Genomic DNA, 14,784 nt, shown 5'->3' on the forward strand with positions numbered 1-14,784 from the left:
TTTATAATTGATTGGGAGAACGTTTTGAAAAACGATTGACAAAATAATGCCACAACACTTCAATTGAATTTTTAATTGCTTTTTTAGAAACACTGGGCGAAGGCGCCTGATAGTGAATAGGAATTTCAGCATATTTTGAATGGCGCAATAAATACCTGATTTCCGTTTGATAAAAGTGCGCTTTTGATAACAAAGGATACTCAATGATTTTTTTAACAATGGAAGCATGAAACCCCTGGTAACCGGAAGTCATATCATACATTTTTGTACCCAACAGCAGGTTCGATAAAAAAGTGCCGGTACGCGATAAAAATACCCGGGATGGCGGTGATTTTACCATAGAACCTCCATTAATAAACCGACTGCCGAAAGCACATTCATTTCCTTCATTCAATACCCGCAAAAACATGGGGATGGCTTTGGGGTCGTGGCTCATGCCTGCATCCATTTCAATGATAATATCGTGACCTTTATGGTACGCTTCTTTATATCCACGGATATAGGCATCTACCACATTTTTATTTTCAGGAGCAAATACCGTAATAAATCTTGCATCTTTTTTCGATAATGCACGGCAAAGTTCTAAAGTGCGGTCTTTTGAAACGGTATCTACCACCAAATAAACGGTACCGGTTTGCAGTCGGTTTAATACGGCTGTCAATTCCTGTATAAACTCATCAAAATCTGTTTCCTCATTGGCCATGGGTATAATGGCTGCCCAGTTATTATCGTAGTACATCAGTTGTTGTTAGTGTAATGAATGAGTGTTGTTAATGGTTGGCATCGGTGTGCTCTAATTTTGTTTTCATCAGGGCAATTTCCTGTGATAACTGTTTAATATCGTTTTGCAATTTGGAAGCCACAATACTTAAATGTAACAGGTAAATTAATATGGCAAAAATAGCACCGGTAAATACCAGATTCGGGGCTTCATATACACCCAGCAAATGTGCCATTATATCTAATCCCTTCCGCCAAAAAGAAAATACCATGATAAATAAAGTACAGATAATCCATACAATGGCATATTCCTCCCTTAATTTCCCTTTTACAATTAAGCGGGCAATATAAGCTAAGAATAAAATATTGGTAACAATAGTGAGGATTTGAATGCGTATCATAATCATGAATTTGAATGACGAATAAAGGTAAAAAACATACTCAGTGTAACTTTTAAGCTATAATAAACAGAGGCGGTTTTTCCAATAGAAGATGCTCCGCCCTGCCGTTCACGCATCAATACCGGCACTTCAACAATGGTACAACCGGCTTTAGAAAACAAGATTAATGATTCAGGTTCAGGATATTCATCGGGATAATAGGCAGCCGCAAGTGCAATAGCTTTTTGGTTGAGGAGCCGAAAGCCCGAAGTACTGTCGAATATTCTATTACCGGTAAACAAACGGTTGAGCCAGTGAAAATAGCGAATGCCCATTCGGCGAATCAATGACGACTGAAACCCACCACCGTTACCCACAAAACGCGAACCAATAACCACATCGGCCTGTTGTTCTTTTTGTGCCGCTAATAAAACCTGTACCTGATTAGGTGGATGCTGACCATCGCCATCTAACTGAATGGCCATATCATAGCCATTGCGGTACGCATATTTAATACCTGTTTGAACGGCACCGCCAATACCCAGATTCATGGGTAAATCAACCAATGTTACCTGAAAACGGCGGGCCACTTGTGCTGTTCCATCTTTCGAACAATCATTGACCACCAGCACATCTACCTGATAATTTTCCGGGAAACAGGTAGCTGCCAACTCGGATAACAGACCTGGCAAAGCTGTTTCTTCATTGTAACAAGGTAAAATCAGCAGTACTTTTTGTTGCATAGCAAATGGTTGGCAGCAGAGCTTTACTGCCTTTTACTTTCAATAATAAGCATTTTATGAAATATAATTTTCATTCAGCAAAAATATTCATACACCGTACTGCTTTACTTTCCCCATACCCCCAGTGTTGCCAGGTAAGATAATCCATTGAATAAATATACTGCCGGTGCATTCCAGTTGATAGCAATTTCGTTGCAGGCATAGGCTTTATCATTATCAGTATAAGCAGTTTCAGGAAAAGTATTGGGATAGATTTGCCCATCTTGTTTACCGGGGTTAGGACCACCCACCAATAATCCGGGAACAGGAGGTTCAATTCCATCGGCAATAGAAGGCCGATGGTGCGGATGCATGGGACTTTTTGAACCGAAGCCGGTAACATAACAATATCCTGTGACATTGCGGCCCAATAAATAATCGGCATTGGATAGCGCCCCGTTGATGTAGCGTCGTTGGCCGGTGAGCATAAAAGCATGCAATAACCAAATACCCTGATTGGCTGCAACAGCATTGCTGCCCCAGATAAAATCGTTGGCCGATTGTCCCATTACCGTATGCATGGCCCCATTGGCATGTTGCAACAAGTCATCTGCCTTTTTTATGAATACAGCATAAAGCGAATCGGTTAACGGCAACAATTTTTGAGGCAATGCTTTGCGGTGTTCCAACAAACTATACATACCCAGCGCTGTTACCTGGCTCCAGGAAGGAATGGTAACGGGAGGCACTTTATATTGCAACAGCCAATTGGCATACACGGCCTCTTTAGTGGTAACTGCCAGTTCGGCTGCTGCCCAAAACCATTCATCTAACAGTTGGGTATCGCCATAAGCGCCCGTTGTAATAGCGGGTTTAAATTTTGTATTCATTTGCTCTTGCCGGTAATCGATATTGGGATGCAGTTCGGCCCATTGCCAGGCATGTACAGCGGCCTGTTTGCAGGAATCTGACAAGCCCGGTAATTCCTGATTCCATTTGGCAAATAATCTGGCTGCCTGAGCCATTACTGCAGCAAAATCTAAGGTAGCAGCAGTAGATTTTTGTACTATATAACGGGGTTGCGTTGCTACATTGGGCATTACCATACCATCAAAAACAGCATTGGTGCATTTGTGGTATACACCGCCATCGGTATCCTGCATGGTGAGCATCCAACGCAGGTTGTACAAAACTTCATCAATAAGATCGGGTAACCAATTGTTACTTTCCGGAATATTGAGTGCAAGGCTATCGAAATATGGTGCAAAATCGGAATAAGCGCTCAGCAAAGTGGCTACCGTTATGCCAGAATTTACGATGTATTTGTTGTAATCGCCTGCATCGTACCAGCCGCCGGGCACTGAAACAGTGCTACCTGCCGGGCGTTGTGGTGTTGCAGCGGATGGATGAATCATTACCAAAGTATCGGGATGCCCTTCGGCCCTTTGCCAGATGCCTGCATATTGTTGCAATAAGGGCATTGAGGCGCGCTGATAATAAAAGCCTTTGATGAGTGCCTTACCAACCATATAAAAAGGCTGTGCGTTAATGTTGATAACAGGTTGGTTTTGTACCCCGGTCACTAATAGCCGATAACTACCCGGTTGCTGAAAGGCACTAAAATCGGCCAATTGCACCGGCATTTGGTTGGCATACTGATCTAACCTGGCAGGTAACAATTGCCCGGTATAAACCGTATCACCTGTTGGCAATGCGGTAAGATAAAAGCGGCTACCTTGTGCCATATTGCATACAGCGGCAATTTTGGGGGCAAGAGTACCATAGCCCAACTGATTAACTTGTATTTGCTGTGCCTTGCCGGATACTGCGCATACCATTCCTGTTACAAACAGGGCAATGGAAATTTTATAAAGTTGCATGGTTGCAATTATAAAAGATGAAAGAATTAAAAGAGCAAGTTAAAACAAAAGCGTGAGCAACATCATATATTAAAAAAAGAACCATTCATTGATAAATGCCGCATACTTGCGGGTAATGCTTATTTTTGCGGGCTCAATTGCCGCATAGCGCATTACAGTACAGGTGTGCGACGCAACGGAAGTTGATTAAAGTGATATAGATGACTACAAAAAACTATCAAAGATTATTGGTAACCGCCGCCCTTCCCTATGCAAATGGCCCGGTGCATATTGGCCATTTGGCGGGTTGTTATTTACCGGCAGATATTTATGTGCGCTACCAGAAAGCACAAAAAAGGGATGTACAATTTGTGTGTGGAAGTGATGAACATGGGGTACCTATTACGATACGTGCTATGAAAGAAGGCATAACACCGCAGGAAGTAGTAGATAAATACCATGCTTTGATCAAAGAAAGCTTTGCACAAATGGGCATTGCATTTGATATTTTTTCCCGTACCTCTAATCCAGTGCATCATGAAACTGCTGCCGCTTTTTTTAAAAAATTGTATAATGAAGGTTTATTTGAAGAAAAAGAAACCGAACAATATTTTGATGAAACCACCCAAACATTTCTGGCTGACCGGTATATTACCGGCACCTGCCCGGTGTGCGGCAGTCTGTCTGCGTATGGCGATCAGTGTGAAAAATGCGGCACTTCATTAAGTCCGGAGCAACTGATCCATCCACGCAGTACTTTAAGCGATGCCATACCTGTTAAAAAGAAAACCAAACACTGGTATTTTCCGTTACAAAACTATGAGCCCTGGTTAAAAGAATGGATTATTGAAGGGCACAAAGAATGGAAGAACAATGTATATGGGCAATGCAAAAGCTGGTTAGACAATGGTTTGCAGCCACGTGCCATGACGAGAGACAGCAACTGGGGCGTAAAAGTACCATTACCCGATGCGGCAGGAAAAGTATTGTATGTTTGGTTTGATGCCCCTATCGGATATATTTCTGCCACCAAAGAACTTACCCCGCAATGGAAAGATTACTGGTGTAAAGAAGATACTAAATTGGTACACTTTATTGGCAAGGATAATATTGTATTTCATTGTATTATATTTCCGGCCATGTTGAAAGCACACGGTAATTTTGTGTTACCGGATAATGTGCCGGCCAATGAATTTTTAAATATTGAAGGCGAAAAAGTATCTACCTCACGCAACTGGGCTGTTTGGGTACATGAATATGTAAAAGACTTTCCTGAACAACAGGATGTGCTGCGGTATGTGTTATGTGCCAATGCCCCCGAAACAAAAGACAATGATTTTACCTGGAAAGATTTTCAAGACAGGAACAACAGCGAACTGGTGGCCATATTTGGAAATTTTGTGAACAGAACTTTTGTGCTGATGCATAAATTATGCAACGGAAAGGTGCCACAGTTACACAATGTACATTTAGATGAAACAGACCACGCTTTAATTGCCGATATTCAAAAGGCAAAAACAAAAGTGGAAGAAAATTTAGAACAATATAAATTCAGAGATGCATTATTTGAAGTGATTGACCTGTCAAGAAAAGGTAATCAGTATTTACAGAAAAAAGAACCCTGGAAGAAAGCAGGAAATGTTGCAGAAGATCCTATTAGTCAGCAACTGATTGACAATTGTTTGCACTTAAGCTTACAACTAACCGCCAATCTGGCTATTTTAATCAACCCCTTTCTGCCGCATACTGCCGGCAAAATGTTGCACATGATGAAAGTAGTAGAGAAAATGTTAGAATGGCAAAATGCCGGTAGTTTAAATTTATTGCGAGTTGGCTATTCATTAAGAGCACCGCAATTGTTGTTCAGAAAAATAGAAGATGAAGAAATTGCCGCACAAGTACAAAAACTACAAACACAAAGTAAACCTTTAAACAACACAGCCGCTATGGAAACTACAGCACCTGAATACAAGCCCCTAAAACCGGAAATTGTATATGATGATTTTGCAAAATTAGACTTTAGAGTAGGGACAATTGTTGCAGCCGAAAAAGTGGTCAAGGCCGATAAATTATTGCAATTAACAATAGATATGGGCTTTGAAACACGCACCATTGTATCGGGCATTGCAGAACATTTTACACCGGAAGCCATTGTTGGTAAACAGGTAACCGTTGTGGCCAATTTAGCACCGAGAAAAATGAGGGGTATTGAAAGTAATGGCATGATATTAATGGCTGAAGACAGTAAAGGCAAATTACATTTTATACATCCCGAAGATGTAACTGAAAATGGAAGTGAAGTAAGATAAAGGCTGATAGAATACATCATAAAAATGCCGCTCTGAAATATAAATGGAGCGGCATTTGTGTATTTAAAAATAGTAATTACGCTTTATCGTAATGGGCACATTCTTTCATTTCTTTTTCTGAATAAGCCAGCCCATATTGTTTTAACACATCATCGGGTACACCATTCCATTGGTTGGGCACATTACCCATATAGCCAATATCTTTCACACCCATTTCTGAGGTATAAAAACCGGTTACCACCAAATCACGCATTTTATTAAAAAAAGAAACCCCTTGCGACATTTCGGGTTTTGCTTTATTAGGATAAGCAATAGCATCTACCATTTCTAATTGTTGTTGTGCCGTGCAATCTTTAAAAGCATGGCCATATTTATTGAGGCAATGCATATCTAACCAACGCAAGCCACCCCTTAAGGGTAATTGGTGTTCGGGCATATCATTGACAATAAACGCAATAAATTCAGGCACTTTTGCTTCAGTTGCGCTTCCACTTACTTCATCTTTCGGAATAATAATATCTGAAAGAATGGCAATGGTGGCCATTTCATGCTCATCAAAAAACTTTTCTGCTGCTACTTTTTCATAGTGTTTTTTTTCTTCCGCCATTCTGTCGGGACCAAGGAAAGGGTTGGCACTTAATGTAGAAGCATCGGTAACTTTTTTATCTGCATTTTTACAGGCTTCTACCAACACGCCTGCAGAGGCAGTAGTAATGAATAATGCTTTAATAGATTTTCTTCTGTCCATAAAATATTATTTTGTATGAATTGTAGATTGTTGAGTGGCAAGAATCAGTATCAGTAAGCTGTTGGTGCCATAAAATTGCACAGCAGCATTACAATACTGCCTGAAATGCACATTTGCATCCATATCATTTCTGCTTTTTCCCATTAAATATTTTGTTTTTTCATTTGGTCAATAATATATTCACTGGCACGCATAGATAAAGCAAGAATAGTCCAGGTAATATTTTTATCTGCCTGTGATACAAATTGTCCGCCATCTACACAAAATACGTTTTTACAATCGTGCGCCTGACTCCATTTATTCAGCGCAGATGTTTTAGGATCATTACCCATTCTAACGGTGCCGGCTTCATGTATAATATTACCTGGATTTGCAAGACCCCAGTTATTGTGCGGACCATTATCTGCACCCCAGGTTATAACGGCACCCATTTGGTGCATAATTTCCTGAAAGGTTTCGTGCATGTGTTTGGCTTGTTTAATTTCATAATCGGTATAAGTAGTATTGAAACGCAGTACAGGAATACCGAATTTATCTACCACACTCGGGTCAATTTCACAATAACTGTCGGCTCTTGCTATGGCTTCGCCCCTGCCGGCCATTCCAAAACTGGCGCCATAAAAAAAGCGGATATCCTCTTTTAATGAAGCACCATAACCGCCGGCTTCTTTGGTTTTACCATGTACTGCAAATTTTCCGTTTAAAGATTGTATGCCCATGCCAATGCCATAGGCAGGTTGTTGCATGCCTCCCCAATATTCAATGTGATAGCCACGGGGGAAATCTAATTTTTTATTATCTAACCACCAGGGCGTATACACATGCATACCGCCAACACCGTCTTCATTGTATCGTTTTCTGTCAAATAATTGTGGCAATACCCCACCCATACCTGCGCCTGTAGAATCGTGTAAATATTTTCCTACCACATTGCTGCTATTGGCCAGCCCATTGGGATGCCGGCTCGATTTAGAATTGAGTAATAAGCGAGCACTTTCACAGGCACTGGCCCCTAAAATAACCACTCTGCCCATTACCTGATATTCCAGCATATCCGTTTTATTAACATAGGAAACGCCTGTAGCCAGTCCGTCGCTACCGGTCAGTACTTCTCTTGCCATAGCATTGGTAATTAAATCAACATTACCGGTAGCCATTGCAGGTTTTACCAATACAGAAGAAGAAGAAAAATCGCCATATACTTTGCAGCTTCTGTTGCATTGAGCGCAGAAGAAACAGGCACCACGGTCTTTATTAATGGGTTTGGTTAAAATAGATAAACGAGAGGGAATTACCGGAATATTAATACCTGCTGCTGATTTCTGCAGCATCAATTCATGCAGCCTTGGTTTGGGGGGTGGTAAAAAAACACCATCCGGATCGTTGGGCAAACCTTCATTGGTACCAAATACGCCAATTAAGCGGTCAATTTTATCATAGTAAGGTTTCACATCCTCATAGCCAATTGGCCAGTCATCACCCAGGCCGTCAATACTTTTTCTTTTAAAATCTTTAGGGCCAAAACGTAGCGAAATTCTTCCCCAGTGGTTGGTGCGGCCACCTACCATTCTAGCACGCCACCAATCCCATTTGGTACCATTGGCATGGGTATAAGGTTCACCATCAATTTCCCAGCCCCAGTAGCAACCGTCAAAATCGCCAAAAGGACGAAACTTGGTGCTGGCGCCACGCCGGGGTGACTCCCATGGATTTTTTAACTGATCAGAATTAATAGCCGGATCGTAATTGGGTCCGGCTTCTAATAAACATACTTTTAAGCCTGCATTGGCCAGCACATAAGCAGCCATACCGCCACCGGCACCGGAGCCAATAATAATGGCATCGTACTTTTTTGCTGCTTTTTTAATTTGTAATACACCCATAATATGGTAGGATTTTAATGTTTGATTCGGATGTTTGAAAGTAATGATTTTTGCAGCAATTCAAGTGAAAGATGGCCATTTTATTTTGCAGGTTAAAGCAGGATTAAAATTGTATGACAAGCAGTAAAAATAGTACCATATTTTGATGGTTAAGTATAAGCCACAACTTCAATTATCCTATAACTTTTTTCATTGAAATAAAAAACAGCAAAAAACAGTGCAGGAATCTGAAACTTACTTAACTTAATTGCATCATTAAAAAAATAAAAACAACCATGCAAGCCATTCTATTCACACATGTGTACAAGCATACCCGAAAAAAAATGTTGCTATTGGCCGTATGCATCAGTTTAATTGTTACAGCAAAGGCAACAGACAGTACTTATGCAGAAAAATTAGGCTTTCCAAAAGGAGCAAAAGTAGTGATATTACATGTAGATGATGCCGGCATGAGCTATGAATCGAATGAAGGTGCCATATTAGCATTAACCAAAGGGGTGGCCACTTCAACCAGTGTAATGATGCCCTGCTCATGGGTGCCCGGATTTGTACAATTTTTAAAAGAACATCCACAGATAGATGCCGGGTTGCATTTAACCTTAACCGCTGAATGGAAAAATTATCGTTGGGGACCGCTCAGCGGCAAACCTGCTACACAGGGACTGGTAGATCAGCAGGGCTGTTTATGGCCCAATGTGGCCGATGTAGTACAGCATGCCAGTGCCGCGGAAGTAGCTACTGAAATCAATGCACAACTGCAAAGAGCTTTAACAATGGGCTTTACACCCACCCATGTAGATACACACATGGGCACCTTATTGGCTACACCTGCTTTTGCAGAACAATATATTCAATTGGGTATAAAGAACCATATTCCGGTGATGTTGCCCAGCGGACACGCTACCCTGATTGCCCTGCAAATGCATGCATCGCAACAATTGATGGCACAAATGCATTTCATGGGTAATTTATTATGGAAAGCCGGCTTACCCGTTTTAGATGATTTGTACAATGAAAGCTATGATTGGGTAAACCCAACAAATACATTACAAAACGATAGCCTTTTGCAAGCCTACAGAACCAATCGTTATATAGCTGCATTAGATAGCCTGCAACCCGGCATTACCATGGTAATTATGCATTGCACAGCTACTACCCCACAATTCAAATATATATCTGACAGCGGCCCCACACGCCGCGGCGATTTATTAGCCATGCTCGATCCACGATTAAAAGCTTATATTCAAGAAAAAGGGATTATTTTAACTACCTGGCGGGAATTAATGCAACGAAGAAGTAAACTACCCTAACACTCCCTATCCTTACTTTTGTAAAAGCCTGTATTTTCCTATAAAATTAGTTGCATAGCTAACTATTTTTTATTTAGCTTTGGAGGAAAGTTTTGTTTTTAATCAAGTTACATGGTCATAATGTGTAAAACGCATGTTTACATAAATGAAGTTACAACAACGCTTTATTGGTGGTAAACATGTATTTAAAAATATACTATCACAGGATGGTTTCAAACAATTAAAACTATCGTATAAAAAAATACATTAGCATAGTAATCACCAACTTTCGGTATTACTGTTGCTTGAACAGGAAATAAAAAAGAAAATTACAAACACATGAAACGTATTATTAAAAAGGTAGCTGTTTTAGGAAGCGGCATCATGGGTTCACGCATTGCCTGTCATTTTGCAGGAACAGGTGTAGAAGTATTGTTATTAGACATGATTGGCAAAGATGCAGTAGAAAGTACCAAAACTGCATTAAGAAACAAATTGGTAAATGATGCTTTACAAACGGCATTAAAAAGTAATCCCTCGCCGGTATATACCCCTGATGTGGCTAAGAGAATTACAACCGGCAACTTTACCGATAATATGAAAGATATAGCTACCGCCGACTGGATTATAGAAGTTGTAGTAGAGCGTTTAGATATAAAACAACAAATATTTGCAGAGGTAGAAAAATACAGAAAGCCGGGTACGTTAATTACTTCTAATACTTCCGGCATTCCCATACATTTAATGGCTGCCGGAAGAAGTGAAGATTTTCAACAACATTTTTGCGGCACGCATTTTTTTAATCCGCCCCGCTACTTAAAATTACTGGAAATTATTCCAACTGCACATACCAAACAAGAGGTGATTGATTTTCTTTTACAGTATGGCGATTTGTATTTAGGAAAAACAACCGTATTGTGTAAAGATACTCCCGCATTTATTGCCAATCGCATTGGGGTTTTCAGCATCATGAGTATTTTCCACATCATGGAACAGCAAGGTTTAAGCATTGATACAATAGATGCATTAACCGGCCCTATTATTGGCAGGCCTAAATCAGCTACCTTTAGAACAGCCGATGTAGTGGGTATTGATACATTAGTGAAAGTTGCGAAAGGGGTAGCCGAGAATTGCGCCAATGATGAAGCCAAACATATATTTCAAATACCTGCCTGGCTCGAAAGTATGGTGCAGGAAAACAGATTAGGTGATAAAACCGGACAAGGCTTTTTCAAAAAAATAAAAAGCGCCGGAGGAAAAGATATACAGGTTATTAACCTGCAAACATTAGCGTACGAAGCCCGTCAAAAACCAAAATTTGTCTCTATAGATGCAGCCAAACCCATTGAAGATGTAAAAGAAAGAATAAAGCTATTGCAACAATCGAAGGACAAAGCAGGTGATTTTTACAGAAGTTTCCACTATGCTTTGTTTTCCTATATATCCTTCCGCATACCGGAAATATCAGATGAGCTGTACCGCATTGACGATGCCATGAAAGCCGGTTTTGGATGGGAAATAGGCGCATTTGAAACCTGGGATTTATTGGGCGTAGCCAAAACGGTTCATGAAATGAAAACAGCGGGTTATACTGTTGCAAACTGGGTAGATGAAATGTTAGCAGCAGGCAAAACTTCATTTTATGCGTTGGAAAAAGGCAAAAAGAAATATTATGATATACCCGGTAAGGCATATCGTTTTATGCCTGGCGAAGACAGCTTTATTGTATTGGGCAATTTTACCGACGGACTTATATGGAAAAACAGCGGATGTAAATTATATGATATTGGCCATGATGTCGCAGCATTAGAATGGAGTACCAAAATGAATAGCATTGGCAGCGAAGTATTAGAAGGCATACAGAAAGGCATTACCGTTGCAGAAGAAAAATACAAGGGATTGGTGATAGCAAACCCAGGTCCTAATTTTAGTGCCGGGGCTAATGTAGGCATGATTTTTATGTTGGCTATTGAGCAGGAATATGATGAATTAGATATGGCTATCCGATTGTTTCAAAATACCATGATGCGGGTACGGCATTCTGCCATTCCCGTAGTGGCAGCACCGCATGGATTGGCTTTGGGTGGTGGTTGCGAGTTAAACCTGCATGCCGATAAAGTATGCGCTGCAGCTGAAACATATATTGGGTTGGTTGAATTAGGTGTTGGATTGATACCCGGAGGTGGCGGCACCAAAGAATTTGTATTGCGTGCCTCAGATGAACTACACAAAGATGAACCGGAATTAAATCCATTAAAAGAACGTTTTTTAACTATTGCAACTGCTAAAGTAGCTACCAGTGCTTTTGAAGCCTATAAAATGGGCATACTCAGAAAAGACAGAGATGCCATACTATTAAACCCCGACAGAAGAATTGCAGCCGCTAAAAAAGCAGTGATTGATTTATATGATGCCGGCTATACCATGCCTACCCAACGAAAAGACATTACCGTTTTAGGTCGTTCAGCTTTGGGTGCCCTGTTGGTAGGTATCAATGCCATGAAGCGTGGCGGTTATGCAACCGATCATGATGCCCTGGTAGCCACCAAATTGGCACATGTAATGTGTGGTGGCGATTTAAGTGCCCCCACCCAGGTATCTGAACAATATTTATTAGACTTAGAACGCGAAGCATTTTTAAGTTTATGTGGTGAAAAGAAAACATTAGAGCGTATACAAAGTGTATTAAAAACAGGAAAACCCTTTCGTAATTAGGCTTGATGCAATTTTTAATATGATTGGAAGATTTAGAATAAATGAGCAGGATTAAATGAGAAAGGAATGAAACAGGAAATAGTACAAATGGCTTTGCTGGTGCGTGATTATGATGAAGCCATTGCCTTTTATACCCAAAAATTACAGTTTACTTTAATAGAAGATACAGTTTTAACAGAATCTAAAAGATGGGTGGTGATAGCGCCACCCGGCAGTAAAGGATGCAGGTTATTGCTGGCCAAAGCCGCAAACGAACAACAGGAAAATATGATTGGAAACCAAACCGGAGGAAGAGTATTTCTGTTTCTGCATACAGATAATTTGCAGCGTGATTATGAAAATTTGCAACAGCACAAAATCCGCATTATTCGGGAACCGGAAGCTCAACCTTACGGTACCGTATTGGTATTTGAAGACCTGTATGGCAATAAATGGGATTTGATAGAACCTGCTTTAAAAAATTAATACATGCAATATGGCATCAGAAGAAATGAATTTCCATACCCGAAAATGGGTAAAACCGGAAGATTTAAATCCGAATCATACTTTGTTTGGCGGCAGACTGTTACAATGGATTGATGAAGAAGCCGTGATATATGCCATTATACAACTAGAAAACACAAAAGTAGTTACAAAGTATATTTCAGAAATTAATTTTGTAAATGCACCTAAACAAGGCGATATTATTGAGATTGGCATTATTGCAACCGAATTTGGCAAAACCTCTATCACCATGCGCTGCGAGGTACGCAATAAATTAACCCGTGAACAAATATTGACGATTGATAAATTAGTATTTGTGAACTTAGGAGAAGATGGTAAGCCGAAGGCACATGGCAAAACGCAAATAACTTATGTAAAAGACAGGGTAGTTCCTAAAAGTTGATGCGCTTTGATAATCTATTGAACACCATTATTATCAACTGCCACAACCGGTGTAGCACCTAACTTTTTGATTACCTGCATTACCTTTATGGCAGTACCTAAATGTGAAGTACTATCGCCATTAATTACTACCGAAGGTTTATCAGTTTCTTTGGCTAAAAAGGCCTGTAATTGCGATTCTAACTGATCAAATGGCACTAATTTTTGTCCAATGTAGATATTCTGATCTTTATCCACTGTAATTACAACAGTTTGTTTGGCTTTGGTATCGCTTTTTGCTTTGGGGTTGGCTACTTTTATTACATTGGGATTGGCCAAAGTAGAAACAATTAAAAAAAACAGTAACAGAATAAACAATATATCGTTTAAAGCACCGGTGTGCACTTCTGCATGTCGTTTTCTGATTCCCTGACGTATGTTCATGAGTATAAAAACGGTTATTTATGATTGAAAAGCTGATTCTTATACTGCAGTTGCAGTGTGCGACGCCCAAAGTTCTGCAGCCGGTAACAAAATCTTTCTCAACTTTTATTTGGTTGGTTCCTGCAATATATCAATAAACTCTGCACTAGCCACTTCCATTTTATTGGCGGTTTTATCTATTTGTGTACTTAAATAATTGTATGCTACATAAGCCATTAAACCAATAATTAATCCTGTAGCACTGGTTACCATTTTAGTATAAATACCCCCGGCAATGGTATTCAGCGTATATTCTCCGGTTGAGGCAATGCCATAAAACAATTGTACCATTCCTACAATGGTTCCTAAAAATCCAAACATGGGGGCAATACCTGCTATCAGCGATAAAACAGATAAGTTGCGTTCCATATTGTACATTTCTAATTTACCTACATTTTCCATACTTTTTTCAATGGCATCAATGGGTTTACCAATGCGTTGCAAACCTTTATCGATCATTTTAGCTACCGGATTGGGCGTATTTTTTGCCAGACTACGGGCAGCACTAATGTTGCCGGTAAGAATATTGTCGCGTATAATACTCATAAAATTAGGTTCAATTTTAGAGGCTTTACGAATGGCAATAAGTCGTTCAAAGAAGAAAAAAAGCGCTAACACCAACAGAAAATACAACGGATACATAATGAACCCGCCTTTTTGCAGCATATCCCACATAGAAATTTTTTCTTCTACCGGTGGAATGGCTGTAGCGGCTTTATGTAATGTATCTGCAATGGGTGTTGCAGCAACCTGAAGCAAATGAAACATGCTGGTAATTTTTTATGGTAACACTAAAGTAAATGCTAAACAAA

14 protein-coding genes are annotated in these 14,784 nt (G+C 40.1%); 5 read left to right on the forward strand and 9 right to left on the reverse strand.

The window, feature by feature from the left end; all coding sequences use genetic code 11:
* Position 1: 1 nt before the first annotated feature.
* The 4 genes from AC3QLY_RS15880 to AC3QLY_RS15895 form a co-directional block, all read right to left on the reverse strand.
* The gene (locus AC3QLY_RS15880; protein ID WP_218836721.1) at positions 2-739 is read right to left on the reverse strand and encodes a glycosyltransferase; all 738 of its coding nucleotides are present in this window, start codon (positions 737-739) and stop codon (positions 2-4) included.
* A 31-nt stretch (positions 740-770) separates the two neighbouring features.
* The gene (locus AC3QLY_RS15885) at positions 771-1,121 is read right to left on the reverse strand and encodes a DUF2304 domain-containing protein (RefSeq protein ID WP_179853185.1); all 351 of its coding nucleotides are present in this window, start codon (positions 1,119-1,121) and stop codon (positions 771-773) included.
* Between the two features lie 2 nt (positions 1,122-1,123).
* Positions 1,124-1,843: a glycosyltransferase family 2 protein gene (locus AC3QLY_RS15890; protein WP_074419004.1), complete on the reverse strand. Its 720-nt coding sequence runs from the start codon at positions 1,841-1,843 to the stop codon at positions 1,124-1,126.
* Between the two features lie 104 nt (positions 1,844-1,947).
* Entirely contained in the window at positions 1,948-3,702 is a 1,755-nt protein-coding gene (locus AC3QLY_RS15895) for a glycoside hydrolase family 9 protein (protein WP_074419003.1), read from the reverse strand.
* 200 nt (positions 3,703-3,902) lie between these two features.
* Here AC3QLY_RS15895 and metG point away from each other — a divergent pair, with 200 nt between their 5' ends.
* A complete protein-coding gene (gene metG, locus AC3QLY_RS15900; RefSeq protein WP_218330677.1) occupies positions 3,903-5,990 on the forward strand; it encodes a methionine--tRNA ligase in 2,088 nt (695 codons plus the stop codon).
* Positions 5,991-6,066: 76 nt separating this feature from the next.
* Here the strand turns inward: metG and AC3QLY_RS15905 are convergent, their stop codons facing one another.
* The 3 genes from AC3QLY_RS15905 to AC3QLY_RS15915 are packed head-to-tail and all read right to left on the reverse strand — an operon-like array spanning position 6,067 to position 8,621.
* A complete protein-coding gene (locus AC3QLY_RS15905) occupies positions 6,067-6,738 on the reverse strand; it encodes a gluconate 2-dehydrogenase subunit 3 family protein (protein ID WP_074419001.1) in 672 nt (223 codons plus the stop codon).
* A 6-nt stretch (positions 6,739-6,744) separates the two neighbouring features.
* On the reverse strand, positions 6,745-6,882 hold the full coding sequence (locus tag AC3QLY_RS15910) for a hypothetical protein (RefSeq protein ID WP_179853184.1): 138 nt from the start codon (positions 6,880-6,882) through the stop codon (positions 6,745-6,747).
* Positions 6,882-8,621, reverse strand: a complete 1,740-nt coding sequence (locus AC3QLY_RS15915; protein ID WP_074419000.1) for a GMC family oxidoreductase — start codon at positions 8,619-8,621, stop codon at positions 6,882-6,884. The genes AC3QLY_RS15910 and AC3QLY_RS15915 overlap by 1 nt, the downstream gene beginning before the upstream one ends.
* A 275-nt stretch (positions 8,622-8,896) precedes the next feature.
* Here AC3QLY_RS15915 and AC3QLY_RS15920 point away from each other — a divergent pair, with 275 nt between their 5' ends.
* The 4 genes from AC3QLY_RS15920 (at position 8,897) to AC3QLY_RS15935 (ending at position 13,511) form a co-directional block, all read left to right on the forward strand.
* Positions 8,897-9,931 (forward strand): polysaccharide deacetylase family protein, encoded by a 1,035-nt coding sequence (locus AC3QLY_RS15920; RefSeq protein ID WP_081298620.1) that lies wholly within the window; start codon positions 8,897-8,899, stop codon positions 9,929-9,931.
* 318 nt (positions 9,932-10,249) lie between these two features.
* On the forward strand, positions 10,250-12,625 hold the full coding sequence (locus tag AC3QLY_RS15925) for a 3-hydroxyacyl-CoA dehydrogenase/enoyl-CoA hydratase family protein (RefSeq protein ID WP_074418999.1): 2,376 nt from the start codon (positions 10,250-10,252) through the stop codon (positions 12,623-12,625).
* Between the two features lie 66 nt (positions 12,626-12,691).
* The gene (locus tag AC3QLY_RS15930; protein WP_074418998.1) at positions 12,692-13,090 is read left to right on the forward strand and encodes a VOC family protein; all 399 of its coding nucleotides are present in this window, start codon (positions 12,692-12,694) and stop codon (positions 13,088-13,090) included.
* Positions 13,091-13,100: 10 nt separating this feature from the next.
* Positions 13,101-13,511, forward strand: a complete 411-nt coding sequence (locus AC3QLY_RS15935) for an acyl-CoA thioesterase (protein ID WP_228733119.1) — start codon at positions 13,101-13,103, stop codon at positions 13,509-13,511.
* A 14-nt stretch (positions 13,512-13,525) separates the two neighbouring features.
* Here the strand turns inward: AC3QLY_RS15935 and AC3QLY_RS15940 are convergent, their stop codons facing one another.
* Both AC3QLY_RS15940 and AC3QLY_RS15945 read right to left on the reverse strand, forming a co-directional pair.
* Positions 13,526-13,933, reverse strand: a complete 408-nt coding sequence (locus tag AC3QLY_RS15940) for an ExbD/TolR family protein (protein ID WP_068242467.1) — start codon at positions 13,931-13,933, stop codon at positions 13,526-13,528.
* 105 nt (positions 13,934-14,038) lie between these two features.
* Positions 14,039-14,740, reverse strand: coding sequence for a MotA/TolQ/ExbB proton channel family protein (locus tag AC3QLY_RS15945; RefSeq protein WP_068242464.1), 702 nt, complete (start codon positions 14,738-14,740; stop codon positions 14,039-14,041).
* Between the last annotated feature and the right edge of the window lie 44 nt (positions 14,741-14,784).

The organism is Hydrotalea sp. GW822-HT8A01 (genome assembly GCF_058798575.1).

Bases quoted from the DNA above. Each gene is read 5' to 3' on its own strand.
- AC3QLY_RS15910 (WP_179853184.1), bottom strand. From the start codon at position 6,882: ATGGGAAAAAGCAGAAATGATATGGATGCAAATGTGCATTTCAGGCAG.
- AC3QLY_RS15880 (WP_218836721.1), bottom strand. From the start codon at position 739: ATGTACTACGATAATAACTGGGCAGCCATTATACCCATGGCCAATGAG.
- AC3QLY_RS15915 (WP_074419000.1), bottom strand. From the start codon at position 8,621: ATGGGTGTATTACAAATTAAAAAAGCAGCAAAAAAGTACGATGCCATT.
- AC3QLY_RS15920 (WP_081298620.1), top strand. From the start codon at position 8,897: ATGCAAGCCATTCTATTCACACATGTGTACAAGCATACCCGAAAAAAA.
- AC3QLY_RS15885 (WP_179853185.1), bottom strand. From the start codon at position 1,121: ATGATACGCATTCAAATCCTCACTATTGTTACCAATATTTTATTCTTA.
- AC3QLY_RS15890 (WP_074419004.1), bottom strand. From the start codon at position 1,843: ATGCAACAAAAAGTACTGCTGATTTTACCTTGTTACAATGAAGAAACA.
- AC3QLY_RS15925 (WP_074418999.1), top strand. From the start codon at position 10,250: ATGAAACGTATTATTAAAAAGGTAGCTGTTTTAGGAAGCGGCATCATG.
- AC3QLY_RS15895 (WP_074419003.1), bottom strand. From the start codon at position 3,702: ATGCAACTTTATAAAATTTCCATTGCCCTGTTTGTAACAGGAATGGTA.
- AC3QLY_RS15935 (WP_228733119.1), top strand. From the start codon at position 13,101: ATGGCATCAGAAGAAATGAATTTCCATACCCGAAAATGGGTAAAACCG.
- AC3QLY_RS15930 (WP_074418998.1), top strand. From the start codon at position 12,692: ATGAAACAGGAAATAGTACAAATGGCTTTGCTGGTGCGTGATTATGAT.
- AC3QLY_RS15940 (WP_068242467.1), bottom strand. From the start codon at position 13,933: ATGAACATACGTCAGGGAATCAGAAAACGACATGCAGAAGTGCACACC.
- AC3QLY_RS15905 (WP_074419001.1), bottom strand. From the start codon at position 6,738: ATGGACAGAAGAAAATCTATTAAAGCATTATTCATTACTACTGCCTCT.
- metG (WP_218330677.1), top strand. From the start codon at position 3,903: ATGACTACAAAAAACTATCAAAGATTATTGGTAACCGCCGCCCTTCCC.
- AC3QLY_RS15945 (WP_068242464.1), bottom strand. From the start codon at position 14,740: ATGTTTCATTTGCTTCAGGTTGCTGCAACACCCATTGCAGATACATTA.